40 protein-coding genes and 1 pseudogene are annotated in these 25,910 nt (G+C 39.1%); 8 read left to right on the top strand and 33 right to left on the bottom strand.

The features are described from left to right. Positions 1-578 (bottom strand): annotated as a pseudogene (locus tag BLT94_RS22110) (SUMF1/EgtB/PvdO family nonheme iron enzyme); the annotation flags it as partial. 187 nt (positions 579-765) lie between these two features. Here BLT94_RS22110 and BLT94_RS20850 point away from each other — a divergent pair. From BLT94_RS20850 to BLT94_RS20820, 7 genes are read left to right on the top strand one after another with little or no spacing between them, the layout of a single operon-like run. After that, positions 766-1,545, top strand: coding sequence for a ParA family protein (locus BLT94_RS20850; protein WP_175530442.1), 780 nt, complete (start codon positions 766-768; stop codon positions 1,543-1,545). Next, positions 1,542-1,955 (top strand): hypothetical protein, encoded by a 414-nt coding sequence (locus BLT94_RS20845; RefSeq protein WP_092238497.1) that lies wholly within the window; start codon positions 1,542-1,544, stop codon positions 1,953-1,955. The genes BLT94_RS20850 and BLT94_RS20845 overlap by 4 nt, the downstream gene beginning before the upstream one ends. Then, positions 1,955-3,430 carry a DNA topoisomerase I gene (locus BLT94_RS20840; RefSeq protein ID WP_092238494.1) on the top strand — a complete coding sequence of 492 codons (1,476 nt, stop codon included), beginning with the start codon at positions 1,955-1,957 and terminating at the stop codon, positions 3,428-3,430. The genes BLT94_RS20845 and BLT94_RS20840 overlap by 1 nt, the downstream gene beginning before the upstream one ends. Further along, a complete protein-coding gene (gene mqnE, locus BLT94_RS20835; protein ID WP_092238491.1) occupies positions 3,430-4,542 on the top strand; it encodes an aminofutalosine synthase MqnE in 1,113 nt (370 codons plus the stop codon). Before BLT94_RS20840 ends, mqnE begins: the two co-directional genes overlap by 1 nt. Before the next feature lie 5 nt (positions 4,543-4,547). Further along, entirely contained in the window at positions 4,548-5,606 is a 1,059-nt protein-coding gene (gene mqnC, locus BLT94_RS20830; protein ID WP_092238489.1) for a cyclic dehypoxanthinyl futalosine synthase, read from the top strand. Beyond that, entirely contained in the window at positions 5,603-6,781 is a 1,179-nt protein-coding gene (locus tag BLT94_RS20825; protein WP_092238486.1) for an amidohydrolase family protein, read from the top strand. The genes mqnC and BLT94_RS20825 overlap by 4 nt, the downstream gene beginning before the upstream one ends. After that, entirely contained in the window at positions 6,774-7,607 is an 834-nt protein-coding gene (locus BLT94_RS20820) for a menaquinone biosynthetic enzyme MqnA/MqnD family protein (protein ID WP_245743206.1), read from the top strand. The genes BLT94_RS20825 and BLT94_RS20820 overlap by 8 nt, the downstream gene beginning before the upstream one ends. 208 nt (positions 7,608-7,815) lie before the next feature. On the opposite strand, the gene BLT94_RS20815 is transcribed toward BLT94_RS20820, so the two are convergent. Next, positions 7,816-8,361, bottom strand: a complete 546-nt coding sequence (locus tag BLT94_RS20815) for a FlgO family outer membrane protein (protein WP_092238483.1) — start codon at positions 8,359-8,361, stop codon at positions 7,816-7,818. An 11-nt stretch (positions 8,362-8,372) separates the two neighbouring features. Further along, positions 8,373-9,164, bottom strand: a complete 792-nt coding sequence (locus BLT94_RS20810; RefSeq protein ID WP_092238480.1) for a hypothetical protein — start codon at positions 9,162-9,164, stop codon at positions 8,373-8,375. Positions 9,165-9,992: 828 nt separating this feature from the next. On the opposite strand from BLT94_RS20810, the gene BLT94_RS20800 reads away from it, so the two are divergent. Continuing rightward, positions 9,993-11,624, top strand: coding sequence for an HD family phosphohydrolase (locus tag BLT94_RS20800; RefSeq protein WP_092238477.1), 1,632 nt, complete (start codon positions 9,993-9,995; stop codon positions 11,622-11,624). Between the two features lie 97 nt (positions 11,625-11,721). On the opposite strand, the gene rplQ is transcribed toward BLT94_RS20800, so the two are convergent. The 30 genes from rplQ to BLT94_RS20650 all read right to left on the bottom strand — a co-directional run. After that, positions 11,722-12,078, bottom strand: a complete 357-nt coding sequence (gene rplQ, locus BLT94_RS20795; RefSeq protein WP_014958802.1) for a 50S ribosomal protein L17 — start codon at positions 12,076-12,078, stop codon at positions 11,722-11,724. A 6-nt stretch (positions 12,079-12,084) separates the two neighbouring features. Continuing rightward, positions 12,085-13,116 (bottom strand): DNA-directed RNA polymerase subunit alpha, encoded by a 1,032-nt coding sequence (locus BLT94_RS20790; RefSeq protein WP_092238474.1) that lies wholly within the window; start codon positions 13,114-13,116, stop codon positions 12,085-12,087. Positions 13,117-13,163: 47 nt separating this feature from the next. Continuing rightward, a complete protein-coding gene (gene rpsD / locus BLT94_RS20785; RefSeq protein ID WP_014958804.1) occupies positions 13,164-13,790 on the bottom strand; it encodes a 30S ribosomal protein S4 in 627 nt (208 codons plus the stop codon). Between the two features lie 30 nt (positions 13,791-13,820). Continuing rightward, positions 13,821-14,216, bottom strand: coding sequence for a 30S ribosomal protein S11 (gene rpsK / locus BLT94_RS20780; protein WP_014958805.1), 396 nt, complete (start codon positions 14,214-14,216; stop codon positions 13,821-13,823). A 26-nt stretch (positions 14,217-14,242) separates the two neighbouring features. Then, positions 14,243-14,611 (bottom strand): 30S ribosomal protein S13, encoded by a 369-nt coding sequence (gene rpsM / locus BLT94_RS20775; RefSeq protein ID WP_014958806.1) that lies wholly within the window; start codon positions 14,609-14,611, stop codon positions 14,243-14,245. A 12-nt stretch (positions 14,612-14,623) separates the two neighbouring features. Continuing rightward, a complete protein-coding gene (rpmJ, locus tag BLT94_RS20770; protein ID WP_041279618.1) occupies positions 14,624-14,737 on the bottom strand; it encodes a 50S ribosomal protein L36 in 114 nt (37 codons plus the stop codon). Between the two features lie 44 nt (positions 14,738-14,781). Beyond that, on the bottom strand, positions 14,782-15,000 hold the full coding sequence (infA, locus tag BLT94_RS20765) for a translation initiation factor IF-1 (RefSeq protein ID WP_014958808.1): 219 nt from the start codon (positions 14,998-15,000) through the stop codon (positions 14,782-14,784). Between the two features lie 35 nt (positions 15,001-15,035). Beyond that, positions 15,036-16,355, bottom strand: a complete 1,320-nt coding sequence (gene secY / locus BLT94_RS20760) for a preprotein translocase subunit SecY (protein WP_014958809.1) — start codon at positions 16,353-16,355, stop codon at positions 15,036-15,038. A 31-nt stretch (positions 16,356-16,386) separates the two neighbouring features. Further along, positions 16,387-16,821, bottom strand: coding sequence for a 50S ribosomal protein L15 (rplO, locus tag BLT94_RS20755; protein WP_092238471.1), 435 nt, complete (start codon positions 16,819-16,821; stop codon positions 16,387-16,389). 1 nt (position 16,822) lies between these two features. Beyond that, positions 16,823-17,005, bottom strand: a complete 183-nt coding sequence (rpmD, locus tag BLT94_RS20750) for a 50S ribosomal protein L30 (RefSeq protein WP_014958811.1) — start codon at positions 17,003-17,005, stop codon at positions 16,823-16,825. Between the two features lie 14 nt (positions 17,006-17,019). Beyond that, on the bottom strand, positions 17,020-17,499 hold the full coding sequence (rpsE, locus tag BLT94_RS20745) for a 30S ribosomal protein S5 (RefSeq protein ID WP_035222739.1): 480 nt from the start codon (positions 17,497-17,499) through the stop codon (positions 17,020-17,022). Positions 17,500-17,530: 31 nt separating this feature from the next. Beyond that, positions 17,531-17,899, bottom strand: coding sequence for a 50S ribosomal protein L18 (gene rplR, locus BLT94_RS20740; RefSeq protein ID WP_092238469.1), 369 nt, complete (start codon positions 17,897-17,899; stop codon positions 17,531-17,533). 21 nt (positions 17,900-17,920) lie between these two features. Further along, positions 17,921-18,463, bottom strand: coding sequence for a 50S ribosomal protein L6 (gene rplF, locus BLT94_RS20735; protein ID WP_014958814.1), 543 nt, complete (start codon positions 18,461-18,463; stop codon positions 17,921-17,923). 14 nt (positions 18,464-18,477) lie between these two features. Beyond that, positions 18,478-18,876: a 30S ribosomal protein S8 gene (gene rpsH, locus BLT94_RS20730; protein WP_014958815.1), complete on the bottom strand. Its 399-nt coding sequence runs from the start codon at positions 18,874-18,876 to the stop codon at positions 18,478-18,480. Positions 18,877-18,930: 54 nt separating this feature from the next. Continuing rightward, entirely contained in the window at positions 18,931-19,116 is a 186-nt protein-coding gene (locus BLT94_RS20725) for a type Z 30S ribosomal protein S14 (RefSeq protein ID WP_014958816.1), read from the bottom strand. 19 nt (positions 19,117-19,135) lie between these two features. Next, positions 19,136-19,675 (bottom strand): 50S ribosomal protein L5, encoded by a 540-nt coding sequence (rplE, locus tag BLT94_RS20720; RefSeq protein WP_014958817.1) that lies wholly within the window; start codon positions 19,673-19,675, stop codon positions 19,136-19,138. Positions 19,676-19,696: 21 nt separating this feature from the next. After that, complete coding sequence (gene rplX, locus BLT94_RS20715) at positions 19,697-20,026, bottom strand: 50S ribosomal protein L24 (protein ID WP_014958818.1); 330 nt, start codon at positions 20,024-20,026, stop codon at positions 19,697-19,699. A gap of 27 nt (positions 20,027-20,053) precedes the next feature. Further along, the gene (rplN, locus tag BLT94_RS20710) at positions 20,054-20,422 is read right to left on the bottom strand and encodes a 50S ribosomal protein L14 (RefSeq protein WP_014958819.1); all 369 of its coding nucleotides are present in this window, start codon (positions 20,420-20,422) and stop codon (positions 20,054-20,056) included. A gap of 16 nt (positions 20,423-20,438) precedes the next feature. Continuing rightward, a complete protein-coding gene (gene rpsQ / locus BLT94_RS20705) occupies positions 20,439-20,699 on the bottom strand; it encodes a 30S ribosomal protein S17 (RefSeq protein ID WP_014958820.1) in 261 nt (86 codons plus the stop codon). Positions 20,700-20,716: 17 nt separating this feature from the next. Beyond that, complete coding sequence (gene rpmC, locus BLT94_RS20700) at positions 20,717-20,914, bottom strand: 50S ribosomal protein L29 (protein ID WP_014958821.1); 198 nt, start codon at positions 20,912-20,914, stop codon at positions 20,717-20,719. A gap of 1 nt (position 20,915) precedes the next feature. Continuing rightward, the gene (gene rplP, locus BLT94_RS20695) at positions 20,916-21,326 is read right to left on the bottom strand and encodes a 50S ribosomal protein L16 (RefSeq protein ID WP_014958822.1); all 411 of its coding nucleotides are present in this window, start codon (positions 21,324-21,326) and stop codon (positions 20,916-20,918) included. A gap of 22 nt (positions 21,327-21,348) precedes the next feature. After that, positions 21,349-21,999: a 30S ribosomal protein S3 gene (rpsC, locus tag BLT94_RS20690; protein ID WP_014958823.1), complete on the bottom strand. Its 651-nt coding sequence runs from the start codon at positions 21,997-21,999 to the stop codon at positions 21,349-21,351. Positions 22,000-22,011: 12 nt separating this feature from the next. After that, entirely contained in the window at positions 22,012-22,350 is a 339-nt protein-coding gene (gene rplV / locus BLT94_RS20685; protein WP_014958824.1) for a 50S ribosomal protein L22, read from the bottom strand. Positions 22,351-22,377: 27 nt separating this feature from the next. Then, positions 22,378-22,653: a 30S ribosomal protein S19 gene (gene rpsS, locus BLT94_RS20680; protein WP_014958825.1), complete on the bottom strand. Its 276-nt coding sequence runs from the start codon at positions 22,651-22,653 to the stop codon at positions 22,378-22,380. A 14-nt stretch (positions 22,654-22,667) separates the two neighbouring features. After that, positions 22,668-23,501, bottom strand: coding sequence for a 50S ribosomal protein L2 (rplB, locus tag BLT94_RS20675; protein ID WP_014958826.1), 834 nt, complete (start codon positions 23,499-23,501; stop codon positions 22,668-22,670). A gap of 12 nt (positions 23,502-23,513) precedes the next feature. Continuing rightward, a complete protein-coding gene (gene rplW / locus BLT94_RS20670; RefSeq protein ID WP_014958827.1) occupies positions 23,514-23,801 on the bottom strand; it encodes a 50S ribosomal protein L23 in 288 nt (95 codons plus the stop codon). 2 nt (positions 23,802-23,803) lie between these two features. Continuing rightward, complete coding sequence (gene rplD, locus BLT94_RS20665; RefSeq protein WP_092238467.1) at positions 23,804-24,424, bottom strand: 50S ribosomal protein L4; 621 nt, start codon at positions 24,422-24,424, stop codon at positions 23,804-23,806. 101 nt (positions 24,425-24,525) lie between these two features. Continuing rightward, positions 24,526-25,152 (bottom strand): 50S ribosomal protein L3, encoded by a 627-nt coding sequence (gene rplC / locus BLT94_RS20660; RefSeq protein ID WP_092238465.1) that lies wholly within the window; start codon positions 25,150-25,152, stop codon positions 24,526-24,528. Between the two features lie 17 nt (positions 25,153-25,169). Further along, positions 25,170-25,478 (bottom strand): 30S ribosomal protein S10, encoded by a 309-nt coding sequence (gene rpsJ / locus BLT94_RS20655; RefSeq protein WP_014958830.1) that lies wholly within the window; start codon positions 25,476-25,478, stop codon positions 25,170-25,172. 20 nt (positions 25,479-25,498) lie between these two features. Beyond that, positions 25,499-25,910 (bottom strand): elongation factor Tu (locus BLT94_RS20650; RefSeq protein WP_456073002.1); only part of this gene is annotated, 412 nt, incomplete at its 5' end.

Raw genomic sequence — 25,910 nt, 5'->3', positions numbered from 1 at the left:
AGTTCTTCATCTTCATCCAGCTCGATTTCTTCGACATCTTCATCCAGTTCTTCTATCTCTTCAAGTTCCTCATCTTCGTCCAGTTCTATTTCTTCGACATCTTCATCAGAGTTGTCCGCATCTGTTGTTTGGTAATCTTTCAGAAAATTCTTTACAGCTTTTAAAAGATCCTTTGCCTGATCAAAATTAATATCACCGGTTTTAAATGCATCTGCAAAAGAGTTGAACAGGTTATTTTTTGCTTCCTGACTCATATCAAACACATTGGAATCGGCAATAATAATGTTCTCACGATTTTGTCCTTTTTGGGACAGCTTTTCCAAATCCGCATTAATCGAAGATTTAATACTTGAGAAATTTCTTCGTTTTGCCTTGAGTTTTGAAAGATGGTCACCAACATCCCAAACAGATTGGATCAGGATATCCGTGTCAAGTGAAGACAATTGTTTTAAGGACTCATTTGAAGTATAAAAAGCCCTTATTGCCAGGATTGCTCTTTGTTTTATCGAACCTGGCCGATAATTGAGACTGTCAATAGCCTGATCTATTCCTTCAAGTGATATGGATATGTTTGTCAAAGGGGCTTTGTCTCCAGTTTACAGTTTGATATTGCCCCGCATTATGATATATTCACACAAATATTTCAACTTTCTCTGAATATTTCATTATAATTATTTTAATTGAAAAATAGAGAAATTTTGGCATCACCATTTATTTGAACTATATGATTGAATTTTTTGATAATTATGTTAAAGGTATATGGTTATGAGTAAAGTAATTACTATAGCAGGCCAGAAAGGGGGAACAGGTAAAAGCGTTACAGCTGTAAATCTTGCCACATCATTTGCTTTAATTGAAAAAAAGACGCTTTTAATTGATTGTGACCCCCAGGGATGTTCCACGAAATGGTGCGGTGTTAAGAAATTTGATTATAATTGTGATATTTCTTTGGTTTTATCCGGCAGGGCAAAGTTCACAGATGCTGTTGTAAAAACGGAATTCCAATATCTGGATATCATGCCGGCAGAATTTAATTTATTTCAAGTCGCCTTAAAATTGGGTAAGGATCCGGGAAATGAAAAAATATTACGCCTCCTTTTAAAGAATATTGAAGACAAATATGATTATATTATTATTGATTCGCCTTCTTCATATAGTTTTTTAAGCATTACGGCTATGACAGCCGCAGATTGGCTGCTTGTCTGCATGTCTGTTCATCACAGTTCAGTCGAAGATTTCCATTGCCTGCTCAGACTGGTGAAATATATTCGAACAACTCACGATATTCCCTTGAAAATAGCCGGTCTTCTTTTTAACAGGTGTGAAACAAAACAAGACATCCTGTCTTTTATAGAAAACCAGAGCCTTTCGGATATAAAACCAATGGTTTATAATACATTTATTCCCATTGATGATAGTATTAATAGGTCAATTGATTTGAAAATTCCTGCCGCATTGCATGAGATAAAGAGTCCGGCTGCTATAGCCTATTTGGAGTTTGCAGGGGAAATAGATGTTTTCTTCAATCAGAGAGGTGTTTCATGAAACTGACAAATTCGGAAATCATTCAGGAAAGCGAAAAAGAATTTATTGACACAATAAATGCGGAATTAGACTGGGAAGCCATTGAAAAATTGCTTCTTGAAAAACACGGTTTCACACTCCAAGATGAAATAGACTACAAAGACGGTGATCTTGTGGTTTATAATAATAAAATAGCCTATAAATTCGATTTTGAAATCAAGGTTCCCTTATCTGTAATTTTTAACAGGCAGGGCGAATGCTTGAAGATGTCAACCCTGCGGGATGATTTTGAAGATGAAAATGAAAATGATCTGTCTCAAAAAAAGGATACTTTAACACCCATAAACCCTGAACAACAAAACGACACAGTGGCTCAGATGGCCTCAAATATAGCGAGTATGATTTCTGAAATAAATCATGGAGATGACTAATGGATGCAGATGCTAAACCCGGTGAAAAATTAACCCCCGCATTTGTAAGAGACAAGCTGGATGAAATTCTTACACAGGAAATTACGGCATTGCTTGATGTTGATCCAGACTTTGCAATGCTTTCTTTTAATTTGACCAGTATCTCCTGTATAACCCTTATTGTCGAGAAAGAAAGAGAAATCAAGCAATATTCGGATTTTCCACCGGAAAGATATACAAAAGAATCATTTCTCAACGAATTGATGGAGATCGGGCTTGAAAAAGATGAAACCCTTGAAAAAACAGTTGATTCAGTCTTAAACAAGGGGTATGTAGGTATTGATTCAAATGGGGAATTAAAATCTGAAATGCCGGCCTTTATGATGGTTGGTTTTCTTGACAGCATGTTTCCGGGTATGCAGGGCATGAATCTGGTTGCCTTTGTTCTTCAGATGAATGATGAAGTGAATTCAGGAAGAAAAAGTCTTGAACTGGCAACTCAGAGTTTTAAAGCTGCCCTGAAAAGTCGCGGAGTATCTGTTTCAAAAGACCGGGCTGAAAAAAAAGCATCCGAGATAGTTTCAGGACGTGTTTCAATCCCAAGGAAATCCAGAGAAGTTGCCCGGAAACTTAAAAAAAACAATATGGATCGCCTGTCAAAATTTATCAAAAAACGAAAAAAACGATCTGTTGATTCGTCCGGTCAATTAAATATAAAGGATGTTTTTGATAAAGAGTCTTCAAAAGAAGCACTGACTGCTCAAAAAGATGAAATTAGAAAAGCTGATGACCAAACAGAAAAAGCATTGGAAAAAGCCGCAGAACTTACAAGGGTACTGGCTCGAAAGGAAGAGAAAATAAGGGAGGCGGAAGCAGCGTCAAAAGAAGCTGAAAAGCAATTAAAAGAACTTGAGTTGAGGGAAAAACAGCTTCTGGCAGCCCGGGATGAAGCAAGGAAGGCTGCTGAAAAGACAGCGGAAATAGAAGCCCGGATGGCCGAAAAAGAGTTACTATTAAAGACTTTGGAAGAAAGGCTGAAACAAGAAGAAGAACAAAAATTGATGCAGGAAGAAGAAGCCAAGCAAAAAAAGACTCAGGAAGCGCAAATCAAAGAAGTTTCCCGGGCGGATGAAGATATCGCCTCTCAGATTGCTGCATTTGAAAGCGAATTAACCATGCCCTGCCCACTTTGCAAAGATGGGGAGATTATTTCGAAGACAACCGAAAAAGGAAAGGATTTTTTCACCTGCAGCAAATCTGACTGTAGATTTGTTTCCTGGGACAAGCCCTATCATTTTGAATGCCCGCTGTGTAAAAATCTGTTTTTAACGGAAATGACAACACCCAGTGGTGAAAAAGGACTAAAATGCCCCAGGGCATCATGTTCATACACCCAGAACAACCTGCTTGATCCAAAGCAGAACATGGTCCGGGCAGCAGCTGAATCAGCACCGAAAAAAAAGAAAAAAATAGTTAGAAGAAGAAAGAGACATTAATGGACATATCCTTTATAGATAAAAGACTTGAAAATATTTATTCAAAAGTCTTAAATGGTTCCCGTCTTTCCCGAAAAGACGGGATTTGTATTTATGAAACTCATGATTTGATTGGTTTGGGGCAGATTGCCAACCATGTCAGAAGATCTTTGCATGGGAATAAAACGTTTTATATTTATAATCAGCATTTAAATTATACCAATGTGTGTAAAAACCGGTGTCGCTTTTGTGCCTATGCCAGGGATGACAATGAAAAGGGTGCCTATGCCTGGTCGATCGAAGAAATCGAACAAAGGCTTTTGGAGCGTATTGATGAGCCTGTCAATGAATTGCACATTGTCGGGGGGTTGAATGAAAATTTAAGTTTTGATTATTTTATTGACCTCTTAAAGACCGTCAAAAAAGTAAGACCCAATGCCACCATTAAAGCATTTACCTGTGTGGAGATTGATTATCTGTCAAACCTTGCAGGACTTAGTGTGGAGAATACCATTCAGCAGTTAAAGGATGCCGGGCTTGAAATGATGCCGGGCGGTGGTGCCGAAGTACTAAACTCAAGGATACACGAAGAATTGTTTCCCAAAAAAATAGGCCATGAACGCTGGCTTGAGATTGTAAGGGCTGTTCATAAGGCCGGTATCAAAACCAATGCCACCATGCTGTATGGTCATATTGAAACAATTAAAGAGCGGGTGGATCATCTCATCGCGTTAAGAGAATTGCAGGACGAAACAGGAGGGTTTTCCGCCTTTATTCCATTGGCGTTTCATTCTGAAAATACCCAGTTATCCCATCTTCCGCCCACCACCGCCATGGATGATTTAAAAAATGTGGCAGCCGCTCGCTTGCTACTGGATAACTTTGGCCATATTAAAGCATACTGGGTGATGATAGGGGAAAAACTGGCCCAGGTGGCCTTGAGTTTTGGAGCCGACGACCTGGACGGGACGATTATAGAAGAGAGAATTACCCATATGGCCGGTGCGACATCAGCAAAAGGTCTTACAAAAGAGCAAATGGAGGATATGGTTGTTTCAGCAGGGTTTGAACCTGTTGAACGGGATTCTTTTTATCATCCGGTCAACTTATCATCTGATCAACGAATGGCGTGAATATAATGGACAATTTAAATAATATTATTGAGAAGGTTAAAGAAAATCAAAGAATCGATATTAATGAGGGTCTGCTTCTTTTCAGGCAGGCTGATTTTCTGACCCTGGCAAATCTTGCAAACCATAAACGGTTTTATTATCATCCTGATAAAATTGTTACCTATGTGGTGGACAGAAATATTAATTATACCAATATCTGTGTATCAGGCTGCAGGTTTTGTGCTTTTTTTGTGCCCCCGAACCAGAATAGGGGATATGTTATTTCAAAGCAGGAATTGTTTGATAAAATTGAGGAAACACTGGATCTTGGGGGAACCCAGATCCTGTTACAGGGCGGCATGCACCCGGATCTTGAAATCAACTATTATATTGACCTGCTAACCGATATTAAAAAAAATTTTGATATTCATGTTCACGGATTTTCCCCCCCTGAAATAGATTTTATTGCGAAAAAATCAAACTTTTCCATCGCACAAACAATATCGATTTTAAAAAAGGCAGGTCTTTCTTCCATTCCCGGGGGCGGAGCGGAGATTTTATGTGATGATATCAGGCAGCAGATTTCCCCGAACAAATGCAGTTCCGACGAATGGCTTGAAGTGATGCGCCAGGCCCATCTGCAAAAAATGAAATCCAGTGCCACAATGATGTTCGGACACCTTGAAAAAGATGTTCATATTTTTGAACACATGGATAAAATAAGGCGTCTGCAGGATGAAACCCACGGATTTACCGCCTTTATTCCCTGGACTTTTCAACCGGACAATACCCAAATTACCGTTAAAAAGAAAACCAGTGTGGAATACTTAAAGGTTCTGGCAATGAGCCGGCTGTTTCTTGATAATATTGATAATATCCAGGCATCCTGGGTAACCCAGGGAGATAAAATAGCCCAGGCCGCACTTTTTTTCGGGGCAAATGACATGGGTAGCACAATGATCGAAGAGAATGTTGTTGCATCTGCAGGTGTTGATTTTATGCTTTCCAAAGAAGAGTTGACGCGGTTAATTACTACGGCCGGGTTTGAACCCAGGCAACGGGATTGTTATTATAACCTGCTATGACCACAAATGAGAAAAATCTTGTCTGTGTTGAAAGCAGCCATAAAAGAGAACTTCATCGCGCCGGATGGATTGTTGTTGATGCTTCAACCATTATCGAGAACGCATACCTTGAAACTGAAAAAGGTTTGATTACAGGCGTTCATAAAGGAAGGCCGAAAGAAAAGTTTATTGATCACGGCCCTGGCGTATTAATGCCGCCACTTGTTAATGCCCATCTGCATCTGGAATTATCTGCCTTAAAGAGCCAGTTGCCTTTTGATAAAGGATTTGAATCCTGGGTTAAAGCGCTTTTGGAAAAAAGAGATGCCCTGGGACAAGAAAAGTTAATTGAACAAGCCCAAAAGGCTGTCGGGGAATTGATAAAGTCCGGCACTCTTTATGTGGGTGATATATCAACTCTTGGGATTATAAAGCCGATGATTGAAAATTCCAGATTGAATGGCGTTTGTTTCCATGAGTTTCTGGGATCAAATATTCCATCGCTTTTTACCTGTAAAAATGATTCTGTCTCATCTTCCGTTGCAGGGCATGCACCGCATACCTCTTCGCCTCAATTGCTCAAGGCACTAAAGGAACGGTCGAAATCAGCAGGCTTGCCTTTTTCCATTCATGTGGCGGAATCTGATGTTGAATCAGAATTTATCCATGATAAAAAAGGGCAATGGGCCGATTTTTTAATTGATCGTGGAATAGACTGGTCTTCCTGGAATATTGGATCAAAAACACCTGTATCATATCTGAATGACATGGGACTGCTTGATCCTTTAACAATTGCCGTTCATGTGTTGAATGTGACAAAAAAGGACATGGAAATACTTGCCCGGTCAAAGGTCAAGGTGTGTGTCTGCCCCGGAAGTAATCAAAATCTGCACGGAAAACTTCCTGAAATTGATCGGATGATCCAAAAGGGGATTGAACCTGCCCTTGGGACAGACAGCCTGGCAAGCTGTGATTCTCTTAATATGTTTGATGAAATGGCCTTTGTGAAGAACCATTACCCGAGACTGGACCCTGAAATTATTTTTTCAATGGGGACCATTAATGGTGCAGTGGCCCTGGGGCTTGACCGTTGGACAGGTACGCTTTCAAAGGGTAAAAGAGCGCGGTTTTTATATCGATCAGTGAATGTAACAAATAAAAAGGATCTTTTTCAAAGAATAACGTCCAATGAATAATAAACATGTTTATATGGGGAAAATAAGTTATATCAATGCTTCCCCGGTATATTACGGCCTTGATCACGGTCTTTTGCCCCATTGGCTGGCAATGGTTTCTGACGTTCCGTCCGTTCTTAACCGGAAAATCATAACCGGTCAGATAGAAGTGAGCCCGATATCAGCTGCATTTTATGCCATGCATCACCGGGAGCTGTTACTGCTTCCCGATCTTTCCATATCCTGTCACGGAAGGGTGTTAAGTGTTATCCTGGCAAGTAATTATGCCATTGATGATCTTGAAGGCAAAAAAGTTATGTTCACCCGGGAATCCGCTTCGGCAGCCTCGTTTATGAAAATGATATTTAATCAAAGAAAGGTTTCTCCGGTCTATGAAATTGGGTCTGTAAACAATTGCCGGATGGTTTCGGAATCTGTTGATGCCGCCCTGGTGATCGGTGATGCAGCGCTGAGGCAACCCTGGGATCAGGTTTTTGAATATACCATTGACCTGGGACAGCTTTGGTTTGAAATGACGCAACTGCCGTTTGTCTTTGCGGTCTGGGTTGTCAGGCGATCTTTTGCTCAAAAATATCCTTTTCTTGCAAAAGACATTCATCAATTGCTGTTGAAGTCAAAAAAACAGGGATATCAACATATGGATGAGGTTGTTGAAGCAGGTAAAACCAAATTAAACCTTGAAAGATCTATTATTAAAGAATATTTTGATCTGCTGTATTGTGACCTTGACGATAAAAAGATAAAGGCCATGCAGATGTTTTTCAATTCCCTTCTGGATCAGGGGATTTTAAAAGAAAAAACCGACATCAGATTTTTTAAAGCCTGACCTTTTCGCACTCCTGCGAAAAGTATGTTTTTAGGGCTATGATTATATCGGATAAGGTGTGGCGATTTTTTCAATACTGCCCGAATTTTCATAGTTGTTATGACAGGCCTTTTCCAGTATCCCCGGAAACAGTGTCCCGGGGATACTGGAAAAGGCGTTTTTTCAACATAATCATTCAGCTGCTTGAAAAAATGCCCGGTATCGGCTGTTAATCTTTCATCAAAGCATGCATCTGCTTGGCGTTTAAGAGTATTCCATAATCAAAGGATGCTAAGATAACGCTGTTTTTCGGATTTACAATACGAGCGGAGACATATACCCTGTCATGAATGCGCCCATATGTGCCGACAACCACGGCACTAGCGTTATGGTTATTGCTGATCGCCTTAAGATCACGGCTTAATAAAAACTCTCCTTTGCCTTCTTGGACAAAGACAGAATTATGGCGGAGCTTCATTTCAATAACTTTATAGCCTTTTTGGGCTAATCTTGACCCTACCTGCTCTGCCATGATGCGACCGAAGGTTGAGGATTTTTTTAAGTTCTTAACATCGACAAAACTTGCCACAATAATAGGGTCATCCGGAGAAATCGGAGCCTTTAAACTGTTTTCCAGCTTATTAACAATAGAATAACTCACATAAACAAGATCGTCGTTCTCAGGGTGATAATTAATGTTTGGTTGAGGCTGCCCGCATCCTGTCAAGGCAATTGCGATGAGAAAGATGGATAGATAAGCTAATATTTTTTTCATGGATACCTCCTTTAATTTGTGAGTTGAAATTCCACGGGCTTTAAAAAACTTTCCTGGCCGGCATAGTCAGCTATGTTGTTGTAATGATCAAAATCTTCTGCGTTAACATAGTAGGCCTGTGACTGGCGGGATAGTATTATCGTATCTTTGGATACCGTGAAGGTCAAAACTATCTCGACATGGGATACCTCGCCTGCAGCAAAAAAATCACCAGGCTTATTAACCATAGAACTATTCAACAGATCCAAGGTGGCACCAACCGCTAATGCCCCCGGCAATGCAGCACTGTTACTATCAAAAAGTTTATAAATTCCTGCTCCAAGGGCCACGGCCATCGTACCCGTTACAGGAAAACCCGAAGAGGTCCTATCAGCATCGTGTTTAATCTTATTAACCGACCATCTGACCATTAAGGCATTTTGGGGCGTATGGGAAATAGAATATCCAAGTTTTGACAGTTCTGTAATTAAATATGTGCGAAAAGATTTACCAAAGTCGGATATATCATTGGTCTGTAGATATATATATGGCAAATCAACAGACAATCCCTCCCCGATTTCCGACAACTTCGACTCATTTTCGTCCGCATGGCCGAATCCAGGGGAGTTGAGCATGGGCCAGGGTTTTGTTTTCATAATCGTTGCGATCTGTTTTGTGAAATCCATGGCCAGTATTTCCCAGTGTTGTAATGCCTCTAATTGTTTTTGAGTGCTGAATTCGTGGGTTATTGGCTTTGGAGCTGAAGAGCAGCTTGCGATAAAAAAAATACTCAATAGCATCAAATAAAAACATTTATTCTTCATGTTGCCTCCATCTTTAAAAGAGTTATAACGAAATATTAAGAGCCTAATCATAAAAAAAATTTTATGATCCAGTGAAAATCCTGGATTTTTTGATAAAGAATCAGTAATTATTCGTAAACCGGGATGAAATATCGCGCTCATTCATAGTATTAATTATTTAGACGATAGTATTGTTATATTGTCAGAAATAACGGAAGTCAATTCTTTTTTTAAAATAATGTTGTCGATTTTATTTTTTTTATAGATGAGTTATCTGATTTTAAGATCTCAGAAAATACCACAACAGGCTGTTACAGTTGGAAAGTTTTTGAAACCGTTGACGATAAAATTGCTAACCGCTGGTGGCTATGGGTCAGCCGTTCGGTTGTTTACTTGCAGATTACACAGGGCAGTGGATTCAAGCAAAAAACCTTGCATCAAAAATTTTTTCTTTAATGGCTCGTTATCTCCCGGATGATTGGGAAAATAGATATAAGATCCGGCCGATATTGTTAGAATCTTTTGTGCAAAAAAAATAAATTTGCAGGCACTTGTTATAAAGCTGCAAAGTGGCAAAATATTGGGAAAACTAAAGGGCGTGGAAAACTTGGACAGCCTAAAAAAAATTAGTGTTCCCATCAAAGATATCTGAATATATCCCTTAATAACAAATTTTAGGGTTTTGCTGAAAAATTAACTCATGAATTACTAAGGCAAATATTTACATTATCGTTTTGACAATTTTAAACATTATGCTTGATTAGCCTCCTTTACCTTGTTACAGACAATAGAGAATAAGAAATAAAAATGTTGATAATCATTGGATAATCTAAAGGTATTAAAGTGGTTATGAGAAATACTATAAAAAAACAGATATTTGATAAAAATTTAAACAATAATAGTCATATTGACAAATTAATTAAAATTGGTATGGCTCTTTCTTCGGAAAAAGATATCAATAAGCTGCTTGAAATAATGTTAGATAATGTTATGGAGATCTCTAATGCCGATGCAGGCTCTTTATATGTACTCGACAAAAAAAAAAAACAACTGAATTTTAAAATCGTGAGAAACTATTCCATGAATATACGGATGGGTGAAAACGATGGAAATGAATGCGTTTTACCACCGGTCCCTTTAGAAATTAATAATGAACAAAATTTGAAAAATGTTTCTTCTTATGTTGCTATCATGGGCAAAAGTGTTAATATCAATGATGTATATGATGTAAAGGGTATTTTTGATTTATCCGGTCCTAAAAAATATGATGCCATAACAGGATATCGCACTAAGTCAATGCTCGTTATTCCGTTGAAAAATCATAAAAATAACATTATTGGTGTTCTGCAACTGATCAATTCTCAGGATATTGAAACAAATGAAATTATTAATTTTTCTTCGTACGATGAATATTTAATAACATCCATTGCATCTTTGGCTGCCGTTGCTCTTACGAATGCACAATTGATTCAAAATCTTAAAGAGCTGATTTCAGCTTTTATTACAAGCATGGCTGCTGCTATTGATGAAAAATCTCCTTATACTGGTGGACATATCAGACGTGTGGTTGATTTAAGTATGCTGATAGCAAAAGCAATCAACAAAAGTGATAATCAAAAATTTATCGATATTGTTTTTAATGCAGATGAACTTGAGGAGCTGAGAATAGCAGCATGGATGCATGATGTGGGAAAAATGACTGTCCCGGAATATCTTATTGACAAGGCCACTAAGCTTGAAAAAATCATAGACAGAATTGATCTTGTTGAAACAAGATTCCAGTTAATTGAAACACTGATTCAAAAAGATCATCTTAATGAAAAAATTGAATTGTTAAATAAAGAAGGTCATATTGAATCACATATCAAGCAACTGGAAAAAAAATTTCAACTTACAGTTGATTCATTGAGGCAAGATTTAAATTTTATCAAATCCTGTAATAATACAGGTGATTTTATGCCGGAAGAAAACATAGCCCGAATAAAAAAAATCGGGAACAAAAGATATGTTTTTAATAATAAATCTTTCCCGTTTTTGAATGATGATGAGGTCGAAAACCTTTGTATTCAAAAAGGAACTCTAACTGATAAGGAACGTTTAATTATTGAAAATCATGCTAAGGTTACACAAAAGATTACAGGAGAGTTACCATTCCCTGATGAACTTTCCCGAGTATCGGAATTCGCATCAAATCATCATGAAAGACCTGATGGAAAAGGGTATCCAAATGGCTTTTCAGGTGAACAATTGGCTATTCAATCACGAATTATTGCAATTGCAGACATCTTTGAAGCTTTAACTGCAAAGGACAGGCCTTATCGGGAACCCATGAACCTGTCCAAGGCAATAAAAATTCTGGAGTTTATGCAAAAAGACAATCAGATTGACAGGGATATTTATGAGCTGTTTATGAATGCCGGCATTTATAAACAGTATGCTAAAAGGGAAATTGATCCTAAGCAGATAGATATGGAGATTTAAATATATGTCAAAGGATAGATATAAAGGAAAAAAAACCCTGGCAAGATTTACCAGCCAGGGATTTTATTTCTCTTTAAAATTTACAACAATAGCTCTATCAGTCAAAAATCAATTCAATCTGTACCATTGGAGCAACATCCCCTTTTCTGGGGCCTAATTTGATAATTCTTGTATACCCACCCTGTCTTGAATTAAACTTCTCTGCTACTTCATTAAATAATGTATGAACAACATCTTTTTCCCGAATAACTGCAAGCGCTTGTCTTCTGGCATGTAAATCCCCTCTTTTTGCAAGGGTGACCATTTTGTCTGCAATTGATCTTAAGCCTTTTGCCTTTGCTTCGGTTGTTTTAATTTTATCGTGTTTGAACAGAGAAGTTACCATGTTTCTGAACATAGCCTTTCTATGGCTTGAGGTCCTGTTCAATTTTAATACTGATTTTCTATGTTTCATGGAATATTATTCTCCTTCCTGATTGTTCTCATCTAAATCTTCTGGTGGTGGTTCAAAACCTTCAAGGTCCATACCCAGTGAAAGTTCCATGGTAGTAAGAACTTCCTTTATTTCATTTAAGGATTTTCTACCAAAATTTTTGGTTTTCAGCATTTCACCGTCCGTTTTTTGAACCAATTGATAAATAGTATCGATTTTAGCGTTTTTCAAACAATTGGAACTTCTGACAGATAATTCAAGCTCATCCACAGATCTGTAAATATTCTCGTTAATGCCGATATCCTTGTCTTCTGAACTTTCTTCAACATGATCAGGTTCCATGTCTTCATCAAAATTGATAAATGGATTCATCTGCTCTTTGAGAATTTTGGCAGCATATGCAACCGAATCATCAGGTGTTACGGAACCATCCGTCCAAACTTCAAGGGTAAGCTTATCATAGTCGGTTTTCTGTCCGATCCTGGAAGTTCCCACAACATATTTAACACGCTTAATGGGGGAAAACACACTGTCAATTGGGATAGTTCCGATTGGGGCATCCTCATCTTTATTGGCCGAAGAAAGAGCATATCCTTTTCCAGTTTTTACAACCATGGTCATGTTTAGCACACCATTTCTAGAAATAGTGGCAATATGCTGTTCAGAATTAAGAATTTCAACCTTGCCGTCCGGGCTTACAATATCTGCACCCGTGACTTCTCGGTCACCTTTTAGATTCAGTGTTAATATTTTATCTTCAGTGTCGTCAACCTTGAGCTTCAGCTCTTTAAGGTTTAAAATTATTTCGGAAACATCTTCTCTAACATCGGATATCACACTATATTCATGAAGAGCATCATCAAATTTAACGGATACAATGGCCGCGCCATATATGGATGAAAGAATAATACGCCGCAGAGAGTTCCCGATAGTAATACCGTACCCCCTTTCAAGGGGTTCACATACAAATTTACCATATGTTGAAGTTGTGGTAACGTCAAGCTTCTCCGGCTTGATCATCTCTCGCCAGTTCACATATGCAAGTTTTTCAGATGACATTCATATCTCCTGATATAAATATTTGACAAACCATGTCAAAGGTCTGCTTACTTTGAATAAAGCTCTACAATCAATTGTTCCTGAATAGGAAGCGTGATATCTTCTCGTGCAGGAACGCCTACAACTTCACCTTTGAAATTTTCTTTATTGATTTCAAGCCATTGCGGGATACCGCGTCGAACAATAGCATCCAAGGAATCTGAAATAGCCTGAATTTTTTTACTTTTCTCTCGAAGTTCGATCACATCCCCTTTTTTAACCTGGTAAGACGGTATATTTACTTTTTTACCATTTACCACAAAATGATTATGCTTTACAAAATGTCGACCCTGATTTCTGGAATTAACAAATCCCATTCTAAAAACAGTATTATCCAAACGTGTTTCCAAAAGACTCAACAGGTTTGTCCCTGTAATTCCTTTTCGTTTGTCCGCTTTTCTAAAAGAAATTCTAAACTGTTTTTCTGAAATTCCGTAAAGCCTTCTGACTTTTTGTTTTTCTCTGAGCTGAATCCCGTAATCTGACAATTTACTTCTTCTTTGCCCATGCTGTCCGGGGGGATAGCCTCTTCTATCAAAACTGCATTTATCTGAAAAGCATCTGTCGCCTTTCAAAAAAAGTTTCATATTTTCGCGTCTGCATTGTCGGCAAACAGAACCTCTATAACGTGACAATGTTTTTTCTCCTTTATCAAACGAGTATTCTTATACCCTTCTTCTTTTTGGCGGACGGCATCCATTATGAGGAACCGGGGTAACATCTTTGATCATGGATATATTGAATCCAAGTGCATGCAAGGCTCTTAAAGCAGATTCCCGACCAGGCCCCGGGCCTTTAACAAATACACCGATATTTTTCATACCGTGTTCCATTGCTTTGGCACCTGCATCTTCTGCAACCAGTTTTGCGGCAAATGGAGTGCTTTTTCTTGAGCCTTTAAATCCCTGCATACCGGCACTTGACCATGAAATAGTGTTTCCGTTTTCATCGGCAATGGTAACGATTGTATTATTAAAAGTGGATTGAATATGAACAATGCCGGTAGAAATGTTCTTTCTAACCCGTTTTTTGGACACAACTTTTTTAGACTTTTTTGCCATAATTAATAGTACCTTTTTAGATTATCCTACTTTTTCTTTTTAACCGCAGTCCTTTTTGGACCTTTTCGTGTTCTGGCGTTTGTACTGGTTCGCTGACCATGACAAGGAAGGCCTTTACGATGACGTAACCCTCTGTAACAACCTAAATCCATAAGCCTTTTAATATTCATGGACACTTCACTTCTAAGTTCACCTTCAACCTTGTACTCAGCATCAATGACTTTTCTTATCTCATTAACCTGTTCTTCTGTAAGGTCATTTGCCTTTGTAGTAGGATCAATACCTGTTTTTGCAAGTATTAGCTTTGATCTGCTTGCACCTATTCCATAGATATAGGTTAAAGCTATCCAAGCATGCTTATCTCTTGGTAAATCTACTCCTGCGATACGTGCCAAATTTCTTCCCCCCTATCCCTGCCGCTGTTTATGGCGTTTATTAATACAAATCACTCTTATGACACCACGTCTTTTTATAACTTTACAATCTCTGCAGATTTTTTTTACAGATGCTCTGACTTTCATCCATTTACTCCTAATCTAATATTTTTATATCTTAAATAAAATATTTATTTATATCTATATGTAATCCTTCCCCGACTTAAATCATAAGGTGAAATTTCAACCGTCACCCTGTCTCCTGGTAAGATCTTAATAAAATGCATTCTCATTTTGCCTGAAATATGAGCAAGCAGTACATGCTTGTTTTCCAGCTCAACTCTGAACATGGCATTTGGTAATGTTTCAAGTACTTTCCCGTCAACTTTGATGGGTTCTTCTTTTGCCATAATCTTATTAATCTCCTTTAGTTTTAGTGTTCAAATCAGGATCTGCCTTTTATTCTCTTGGCACCGGATCTTCCCAGAAATCCGTCATAATTACCTGTAATCAAATGGGACTCTATCTGGGAAATGGTATCAATTGACACCCCCACAACAATCAAAAGGGCCGTACCCCCAAAATAAAACGGAATATTAAACTTGCTCATTAAAAAGGTTGGCAGAACGCACACGGCAGACACATAAATTGCTCCACCTACAGTAATGCGGGTCAACACTTTATCAATGTATTCGGATGTTCTTTTCCCCGGCCTGATACCCGGAATATATCCGCCATTTTTTTTCATATTTTCAGCAACATCTTCAGGATTAAACTGTACAGCGGTGTAAAAAAAACAAAAGAAAATAATAAATCCTATATAAAGAAGATAGTACCAAATTGTTCCAGGGCTGAACATTGCCGCTACGGTTTTCATAATCGGCAAATTGATAAATTGTGCCAAAGTCGTAGGAAACATAATAATGGAAGAAGCAAAAATAGGCGGGATTACACCGGCTGTATTTATTTTAAGCGGAAGATGAGAAGTTTGTCCTCCATACATTTTCCGCCCTACAACACGTTTTGCATAATGCACGGGTATGCGCCGCTGCGCCTGTTCCATATATATAATTGCAGCAATAACAATCACCATGAGAACAATAAGAATAATTATCGCAAAAATCCCCATTTCACCAGTTGTCATAAGTCGTATTGTATTACCCATCGCTATCGGCATCCTTGCAACAATACCTGCAAAAATAATCAGGGAAATTCCATTTCCTATTCCTCTTTCTGTAATCTGCTCTCCCAACCACATGATAAATGAAGTCCCGGCTGTCAGTGTTATAATGGTAACAAGCCTGAATCCCCATCCCGGGTATGGAACAATTGCAATACCTGCAGGTGAGGTCATGGATTCAAGACCAACACTGATGCCCAAACCCTGGATAATACTCAGAACCACTGTTCCATATCTTGTATACTGAGTTTTCTTTTTTCGGCCCGCATCGCCCTCTTTTTTAAGTTGTTCAAGGTGTGGTACAACAACTGTCATCAGCTCTAAAATAATCGAAGCACTGATATAAGGCATAATCCCTAATGCAAATATGGAAAGCCTTTCCAATGCACCCCCTGAAAACATATTAAACATGGAAAACAAGGTGCCCTCGGCAGAAGCAAAGAAAGAAGCCAGTGCAGCTCCGTTAACCCCGGGTGTTGGGACATGGATACCGATACGGTAAACAAAAAGCAATGCGAGTGTAATAAAAATCTTTCTTTTAAGCTCAGGAAGTTTAAAAAGATTCTGGTAACTATTCTCGATCATTTATTGGTTCCTTACATCACTTCTGATAAGGTTATTCTATTGTTCCACCGACAGATTCAATTTTTTCTTTGGCAGTTTTGGAAACCAGAATACTTTTCAAGAAAAATTTCTTTGTTGTTTCACCATTGCCAAGAAGTTTAACACCGTCAACACGACCTTTTACCATTCCGGCTTCTCTGAGGGCATCCATATCAATACTTGCACCGTCCTCAAATCTATCCAAATCAGTTATATTTAAAATAGCATTGTTTGTTTTAAATATATTGAAGAATCCCCTTTTGGGAAGTCTTCTATAAATCGGCATCTGGCCACCTTCAAATCCCGGCCTGACACTGCCGCCGGATCTTGCTTTAAGGCCTTTATGGCCGCGGGTACTTGTTTTGCCCATTCCAGAACCAGGACCTCTTCCGACTTTTTTCCTATTTTTTCTGGAACCTGGTGCAGGTGCTAAATCATGAAGTTGCATATTACACCTCCTCTACTTTCACAAGGTGAGACACTTTTTTAACCTGTCCCAGAATAACCGGATCAGCATTATGTTCAACCGTATAATTCATTTTTTTTATACCCAGAGAACGAATAATCCGACCGTGTTTTGCCGGTCTTCCTATTGTGCTTCTGATTTGCGTAATTCTAATTTTACCAGCCATTTTTCACAACCTCATTATATATCTTCAGGTCTAAGTCCACGACGCTTTGCGACTTCTTGCTTTGTACATAAAGATTGAAGCCCTGCCATTGTAGCTCTAACAATATTCTGGGTGTTATGCGTTCCGATACATTTTGTCAGGATATCGGTTACACCGACGGCCTCAAGGACGGCACGAATTCCACCTCCTGCAATCAAACCCGTACCTGGAGAAGCAGGTTTAAGCAATACTCTGCCTGCACCTGCTTTACCGATAACTTCAAAAGGAACAGTACCGTCAAGTAATGAAATTTTGACCATATTTCTTTTTGCTTTTTCCAGGCCTTTTTTGATAGCTTCCGGTACTTCCGTTGCTTTTCCCAGACCATACCCGACACTGCCTTCTCCGTCACCAACCACAACAAGTGCGCTGAAGCTGAAATTTCTACCACCTTTTACAACTTTTGCAACACGATTGATTCTGACGACTTTATCGATCAATCCACTATCTTCCATCTGCTGTCTTGCCAAGGGTATTCCTCCTTAATTAGAAAATCAATCCGGCTTCGCGAGCTCCGTCTGAAAGCGCTTTGATGCGGCCATGATATAAAAATCCGTTTCTATCCAGAACTACTTTTGTAATTCCTTTATCAAGAGCTCTCTTGCCGATAAGGCTTCCAATTGCCTTTGCAATCTCAACCTTTTTACCCTCTACCTTATTGTCACTATATTCCTTATCAAGAGTAGATGCAGATACAAGTGTAATTCGATCCGTATCATCAATGATCTGAGCATAAATATGTTTTGAAGTCCTGAATACACTCAATCTTGGGCGATCCTGGTGACCAAAAATATTTTTTTTAATTCTTCTTTTTCTTTTAAGCCTTGATACAAGCCTTGGTGATGTATTTCCCATAATCTTTAATACTCCCGCCTTTTAGTCTTTACCTGCAGTCTTGCCGGCTTTTCTAATGATTCTTTCGTCTGAATACATTATGCCCTTACCCTTGTAAGGCTCAGGAGGTCTAAGATCTCTTATATTTGCCGCCACCTGGCCAAGAAGCTCCTTATCTATACCTGTCAAAATAATTTGCGTATTCTTTTCAACAGTCGCCTGGATTCCATCAGGAATTTTAAAATCGACCGGATTGGAATAGCCTACATTGAGTATAAGACTGTTACCTTTTGTTTCTGCACGATAACCAATACCGGAAAGGAGGAGTTGCTTTTCATAACCGGCAGTCACACCGGTTACCATATTGGATATAAGGGATCTGAACAACCCTTGCAAAGCCACTTTTTTCTTATCACTTGTATCTGTAGTTACCATTACAAAACCATCATTCATTTCAAGTTCAATGGCCGGATGCAATTGTCGCTCAAGATTACCTTTGGGTCCTTTAACAGAAATCATATCACCCTTCAGGGCGAACTGGACCTTATCTGGAAGCTGAACCGGCTGTTTTCCTATTCTAGACATATATTACTCCTGTACTACCATACGTTACAAAGAATTTCACCGCCGACGTTCGCTTCAATGGCCTGCTTATCCGTCATCAACCCTTTTGAGGTTGAAACTATTGATATGCCCAGCCCATTTAAAACCGGCTTAATTTGTTTTGATTTACTGTAAACCCTGCAGGACGGTTTACTCACTCTTTTTATTCCAAAAATTGTGGGCTGTCCTTCAGACACATATTTTAAATAAACACGAAGAACCCCCTGTGTCTCATTTTCCAGGAATTTGAAATCCTTGATATATCCTTGTTCTTTCAGCACCCGCACCATTTTCAATTTAATTTTTGATCCGGGGATATCCACTTTAGCAAACCCTGCTTTACCACCATTTCTTATGATTGTCAGCATGTCTGCAATTGGATCACTAGTTGCCATTTGAAATCTCCTTAAAATCCGCTGATATAATTTTTTTGTGTTAAAATTTGCTGGTTACCAACTTGATTTGGTAACACCGGGAAGTTTACCTTCTGACGCAAGTCCCCTGAAACAAATTCTGCAAATACCAGCTTTTCTAATAAACCCTCTTGGTCTACCGCATAAGGGGCATCTGTTGTATGAACGTACTGAAAACTTTGGTTTTCTCTGCGCCTTTACGATTAAAGCTTTTTTAGCCAAGCTTTCCTCCTTAAGATCCTTAGTTTTTGAAAGGCATCCCAAAAAATTTCAGGAGCGCCTTGCCTTCCTCATCGGTTTTAGCTGTCGTCACAACTGTAATATTAAGACCCTTGATACTGTCGGTCTTATCATAGTCAATTTCAGGGAATATAATATGCTCGGTAATACCAAGAGTATAATTACCCCTGCCATCAAAAGCCTTTCCGGATATCCCTCTAAAGTCCCTGACACGTGGTAAAGCGATATTTACAAGCCGATCAAAAAAATCGTACATTTTTTGACGGCGCAGGGTAACCTTGCACCCAATAGGCAAATCAGCACGAAGCTTAAAATTTGCAATCGGTTTTTTTGCTCTTGTAATTACCGGTTTCTGACCGGCGATCAACGCCAGTTCGGCGGCTGCAGGATCAACGATCTTTGGATTTCTGACCGCTTCGCCAAGCCCCATGTTTAAAACGATTTTTTCCAGCTTAGGTACCTGTAATTCATTTTTATAATTAAAAGTTTCCTTGAGCTTGGGCACAACCTCGTTATGATACTTTTCCTTAAGAGTTGCCATCTATTCTCTCCGCCTTTGGTCTTATGAATCTATCTGCTGACTGCATTTTTTGCAGATTCTGACCCGTTTTCCATCTTCCAATAATTTCATTCCAATTCTTGTCGGCTTTACACATGAGTTGCACATAATCATGAGATTGGAAATATGAATCGGCATGGTTTTTTCAACAATACCACCTTGTGGATTTGCCTGCGTTGGCCTTTGATGAACCTTAACGACATTAATATTTTCAACAACGACCCGATTTGTCTTTTTAACGACCTTCAGTACTTTACCGATCTTTCCCTTATCTTTACCGGTCAGCACTTTAACCTTATCATCTTTTTTCAGTCTAATTTTTATTGCTTCCATAAGATTTTTTCTCCAATAACCTGATTGTTAAAGCACATCAGGAGCCAGAGAGACGATTTTCATAAATCTTTTTGCCCTTAACTCTCTTGCCACCGGACCAAAAATACGTGTACCAACCGGTTCGTTTGATTTAGATAAAATTACAGCTGAATTATCATCAAATCTGATCATTGAGCCATCAGGCCGGGATATTTCTTTTTTGGTTCTGACAATAACGGCCTGAACAATATCCCCTTTGCTGACTTTTGCATTGGGTATTGCTTCTTTAACAGAGCAGGTGATAATATCGCCAATGCTGGCATATCGTCTTTTGGATCCGCCAAGTACCTTTATGCAGTACAGTTCCTTTGCACCGGAGTTGTCTGCTACAGTTAATCTAGTTTCACTCTGAATCATTTCTCAACTCCCTTAATCAAACAGCTCTTTTAACGACTTCACTTATCCTGAAACGTTTCAGCTTGCTCAAAGGCCTGGTTTCGATGATTTTAACCGTATCACCGATTCTGCATTCATTTGTCTCATCATGAGCATGGTATTTTTTATATCGTTTCATATATTTTTTATAAATCTTGTGTTGAACAAATCTTTCGACCTGAACAACCACTGATTTATCCATTTTATCCGATACAATAAGACCAATCAGCTCTCTTTTATTTTTTTGAATATTTTCCATAGTAATATCTTCGCAAATTAGCTAATGTTTACATTCATTTCATTGGATATCGTGTAAAGCCTTGCAATATCCTTTTTGACATTGGAAAGTGTTGCTGTATTCTCAAGCTGCCCGACATCATTCTGAAAGCGAAGATTAAAAAGCTCTTTTTTTAATTCACCAAGCTTTTCTTTAATCTGATCTGCTCCCATCTCTCTGATTTCACTAACTTTCATTTTATTTACTCCTTTCCACAAAACGAGTTTTCACGGAAAGTTTTCTGGCAGCGAGCTTCATGGCTTCTTTGGCAACTTCTCTTGGTATACCTTCCATTTCATAAAGAATTTTGCCGGGTTTCACCCTGGCTACCCAGGCATCCGTAGCACCTTTACCTTTACCCATCCTGACTTCTGCCGGTTTTTTTGTAACCGGATGATCAGGAAAAAATCGAATCCAGCTTTTTCCTGCTCTTTTAGCGTGACGGGTCAATGCAACCCTGGCTGCTTCAATCTGTCTTGCATTAACATAACCGCATTCAATTGCCTGTAGACCGAAGTCACCAAAGCTTAAGGTATTTCCCCTGTCTGGTGAACCCTTTGTCCTGCCGCGAAACTGTTTACGGAATTTTACATTTTTTGGACTAAGCATTTTTTATTTCTCCTAATCACCTCTATTTAACCAACGCTTGTTCACCGGGACTTAATACTTCGCCTTTAAATACAAAAGTTTTAATTCCAATGGCTCCGTATGTGGTTCTTGCTTCGGTAAAACCGTAATCAACATCAGCCCTTAAGGTGTGAAGAGGAATACGGCCTTCTTTGTACCATTCCGTCCGAGCCATTTCAGCACCACCAAGACGACCGGCACAAATAATTTTTATTCCTTTTGCACCAAACCGCATGGCCGAAGACACACTTCGTTTCATGGCTCTTCGAAATGCAATTCTTCTCTCAAGTTGAAGTGCAATATTCTCCGCTACCAACTGAGCATCAATTTCAGGGCGCCGGACTTCTTTGATATCAATCAACACCGCAGGTTCAAGCATTTTCTCAAGTTCCTGCTTAAGAAGGGCAATCTCCGACCCTTTCTTTCCGATTATTATACCTGGTCTTGCCGCAAAAACCCTGAGTCGAATCTGTTTGGAAAAACGTTCGATTTCTATTTTTGAAATACCTGCATGAAAGAGTTTCTTTTTTAAAAATTTTCTGACTTTAAAATCTTCTTCAACAAAAGAGGCATAATCTTTGTCTGCATACCATCTGGAATCCCAAGTCCTGATAATGCCTAACCTTAAACTGGTAGGATGTACTTTCTGGCCCAAGCTTATTTCCTCCTATTTGTCAGTTTCTTCAACAATAACTGTTAAATGACTGCTTCGTTTCAAAATTCTGGCTGCTCTACCCCTGGCTCTCGGCCTGAACCGTTTCATGGTCGGCCCGTGATCAACAAAAATATTCTTGACAACCAGTTTATCCACATCCAGTTCATTGTTATGCTCGGCATTTGCAACAGCTGATTGCAAGGTTTTATAAATAATACCTGCAGCTTTGAGCGGCATGAATTTTAACAATGTCAGCGCTTGTCCGGCATTTTTACCTTTTACTTCAGCAATGGGCAACCTAAGCTTAAATGGTGAAATTCTTGTATGTCTTGTAGTTGCTTTAACTTCCATATCAATATCCTTTAATCAAACAAGAGCTTATCTCTTGGATTTTTTATCTCCTGCATGCCCCCAGAAAGTTCTTGTAGGTGAAAATTCACCAAGCTTATGTCCGACCATATTTTCAGAAACAAAAACCGGTATGAATTTTTTACCGTTATGCACAGCAAATGTGACACCGACCATTTCAGGGAATATAGTGGATCTGCGTGACCAGGTCTTGATAACTTTGTTACGTGTGGATTTACTTGCTTCCAGCACTTTTTTTAAAAGCTGAGGTGCAATGTAGGGACCTTTTTTTAATGATCTTGGCATAATTTACCACCTATTTATTTTCTCTTAGCTCTTCTTTTAACAATGTACTGATCAGTCCTTGCACTCTTCCTGGTTCGCTTACCTTTTGTTGGAATACCCCAAGGCGTACAGGGCTGCCTACCACCGGAGGACCTTCCTTCACCACCGCCCATGGGATGATCAACCGGGTTCATGGCAACTCCTCGAACAGACGGTCTTCTTCCCATCCATCTGCTTCGACCGGCTTTACCGATCTTAACATCACCATGCTTTTCATTACCCACTCTGCCAATCGTAGCCTTGCATTTCAGGTGAACCATTCTTACTTCACCCGAGGGAAGAAGAACCTGCGCATAACTGCCTTCTTTTGCCATAAGCCGTGCATATGCACCTGCACTTCTGACAATCTGGCCACCTTTATTTTGTTTCAATTCGATATTATGTATTCTTGTACCCGTGGGAATATCCTCAAGCGGCATGCAATTACCAGGTTTTATATCAGCGCCGGATCCTGTTTCAAGAATATCGCCGACCGCCACATCCAGAGGAGCCAGGATATACCTTTTCTCACCATCTGCATAAACCAGAAGAGCAATTCTTGCACTCCTGTTCGGATCATATTCAATGGCAGATACCTTTGCAGGGATACCATCTTTATCTCTTTTAAAATCAATGATACGATATTTCTTTTTTGCTCCGCCACCTCTATGCTTAGCCGTAATTCTTCCGTAAGAATTTCGGCCGGCACGTTTGTTTATGTTCTTTGTCAGTCGTCTTTCAGGCTTGGTTTTGGTAATTTCTTCAAAAGAAAGGTATTCCTGAGAGCGTCGTCCTGGAGATGTCGGTTTTGTCTTTATTATTGTTGACATATATATACCTCTTTAAACACCTTCAAAAAAATCAATTCGTTGTCCTGGCATCAGTGTAACTATGGCTTTTTTCCAGTCTTTTCGTTTGCCGATAATTTTACCGCGCTGTTTAACTTTTCCTTTTACCTTGATAGTTCTGACCTGCTTAACCTTGGTGTTAAAACTTTTCTCGACAGCGTCTTTGATTTGTACCCGGTTGGCTCTTTTATCAACTTTAAGCGTCACCTGGTTGTTCAATTCTTTTTGAAGGGTTGTTTTTTCAGTTACTACAGGGCCTCTGACAATTTCATAGTGTTCCATAATCAGCTCAACCTCCCCTCGATATTTTTAATTGATGACTCTACCAAAAGAAGATTCTTAAACTTTAAAATATCATATACATTAAGACCCTCGGTCTTTATAACCTTGATATCCGGAATATTTCTAGCGGAAAGCAAAAGATTTGTATCCTCAGAATCAGACACAATCAACAAATTTGAAAGCGATAAGGTTTTGAGTACATTGGCCAGATCTTTGGTTTTAATAGTTTGAAGATTAAAATCATCAATCACAGTAATGGTATTTTCTTCCACCTTGGAACTTAATGCCATTTTCAATGCCAGCTTTCTAACTTTTTTGGGTACTTTTATCGCAAAAGATCTTTGGGACGGCCCAAAAATAATACCACCACCTTTTCTTAAAGGGGATTTAATACTGCCGGCACGTGCATTACCGGTTCCTTTCTGTCTAAACAGCTTTCTTGTACTACCCTTTACCATACCCCTGGTCTTAGACGCAGCAGTCCCTTCCCGTTTTGCAACGAGCTGGGATCGCACGACCTGGTGAAGAACGCTTGTTTTAACGGAAGTCTTGAAAATCTCATCAGGAAGCTGAGTTTCAGACACCTTTTCACCTGCACTGTTTAATACATCTACAGTAGCCATATTCTTCCTCATAAATTTTGATCAGCTATGCATCACTGCGATAAACTTTGCAATACCCATAGCCGCATTTTTGTCTTATACGTAACTGATTGTTTTTTTAATTATTTATCAGTTTTTCGAACTTCCAATATTCCTGTTTTAAAACCCGGTACAGGGCCTTTTACCAACAGAAGGTTATCGTCATGCTTGATATCTACGATTGTAAGATTCTTTACAGTTTCTCGATTAACACCCATATGACCTGGAAGTTTCTTACCCTTAAAAACTTTTCCCGGCCAGGCGCTGTTACCAATAGACCCTGGTTTTCTATGATTTCTGCTACCATGAGTTTCAGGCCCGCGTTGGAAACCGTGTCGTTTAATCGTTCCCTGAAAACCGCGTCCTTTTGAAATACCTGATATGTTCACCTTATCACCAACAGTAAACATATCAATTCCGATAGTAGCGCCTGCTTCAACGCTTTCAACATCATCGGTTCTAAACTCTTTTAAAACACGGAATCCTTTATCACTTGCTTTCTTCAAATGTCCGGCCATGGGCTTATTCAATTTCTCAACCGGTTTTTCATCAAATCCAAGTTGAAGAGCATTGTATCCATCAGATTCTATTGTTTTAATCTGTGTAACAACACATGGTCCGACCTGCACAACGGTAACAGGAACAAGCTTTCCGTCCGAGGAAAACACATTGGTCATTCCGATTTTTTTTCCAAGTAATGCGCTCATAATTGGTTCCTGTTATTGAACTATAATTTAATTTCCACATCCACACCCGGTGAAAGATCAAGCTTCATTAAAGCGTCAACTGTCTGTTGGGTGGGTTCCAGAATATCCATCATTCTTTTATGCGTCCTGATTTCAAACTGTTCCCTTGATTTTTTGTTTACATGGGGAGAACGCAGTACGGTAAACTTGTTTATCCTGGTAGGAAGAGGTACCGGCCCTACGATTTTGGCTCCACTCTTCCTTGCAGTATCAACAATATCTACCGAAGACTGATCAAGAAGTTTATGATCATATGCCTTAAGCCTGATCCTAATTTTTGTTTTCAACATGATAGATCGTTCGTCCTAACTTATTCTACAATTTCACCGATAACACCGGCACCAACGGTACGTCCACCCTCTCTGATTGCAAAACGGAGTTCTTTTTCCATTGCAATGGGATTAATCAATTCCACGTTAATGGTTGCATTATCCCCTGGCATGATCATTTCCACACCTTCGTCAAGAGTCAAAACACCCGTAATATCTGTTGTTCTGAAAAAGAACTGGGGTCTGTAACCACTGAAAAACGGAGTATGACGACCACCTTCTTCTTTGCTCAATGCATACATTTCTGCTTTGAATTTCGTATGAGGAGTAATTGTTCCGGGTTTGGCCACAACCTGCCCTCTTTCGACCTGGTCACGTTTGGTTCCGCGAAGCAGGAGCCCGACATTATCGCCTGCCTGTCCCTCATCCAGAAGTTTTCTGAACATTTCAACA

This window comes from Desulfobacula phenolica, from assembly GCF_900105645.1.
Taxonomy (GTDB): Bacteria; Desulfobacterota; Desulfobacteria; order Desulfobacterales; family Desulfobacteraceae; genus Desulfobacula; species Desulfobacula toluolica.
Note: the sequence above shows the minus strand (reverse complement) of the source record. Positions and strands in the feature narration are given on the sequence as shown.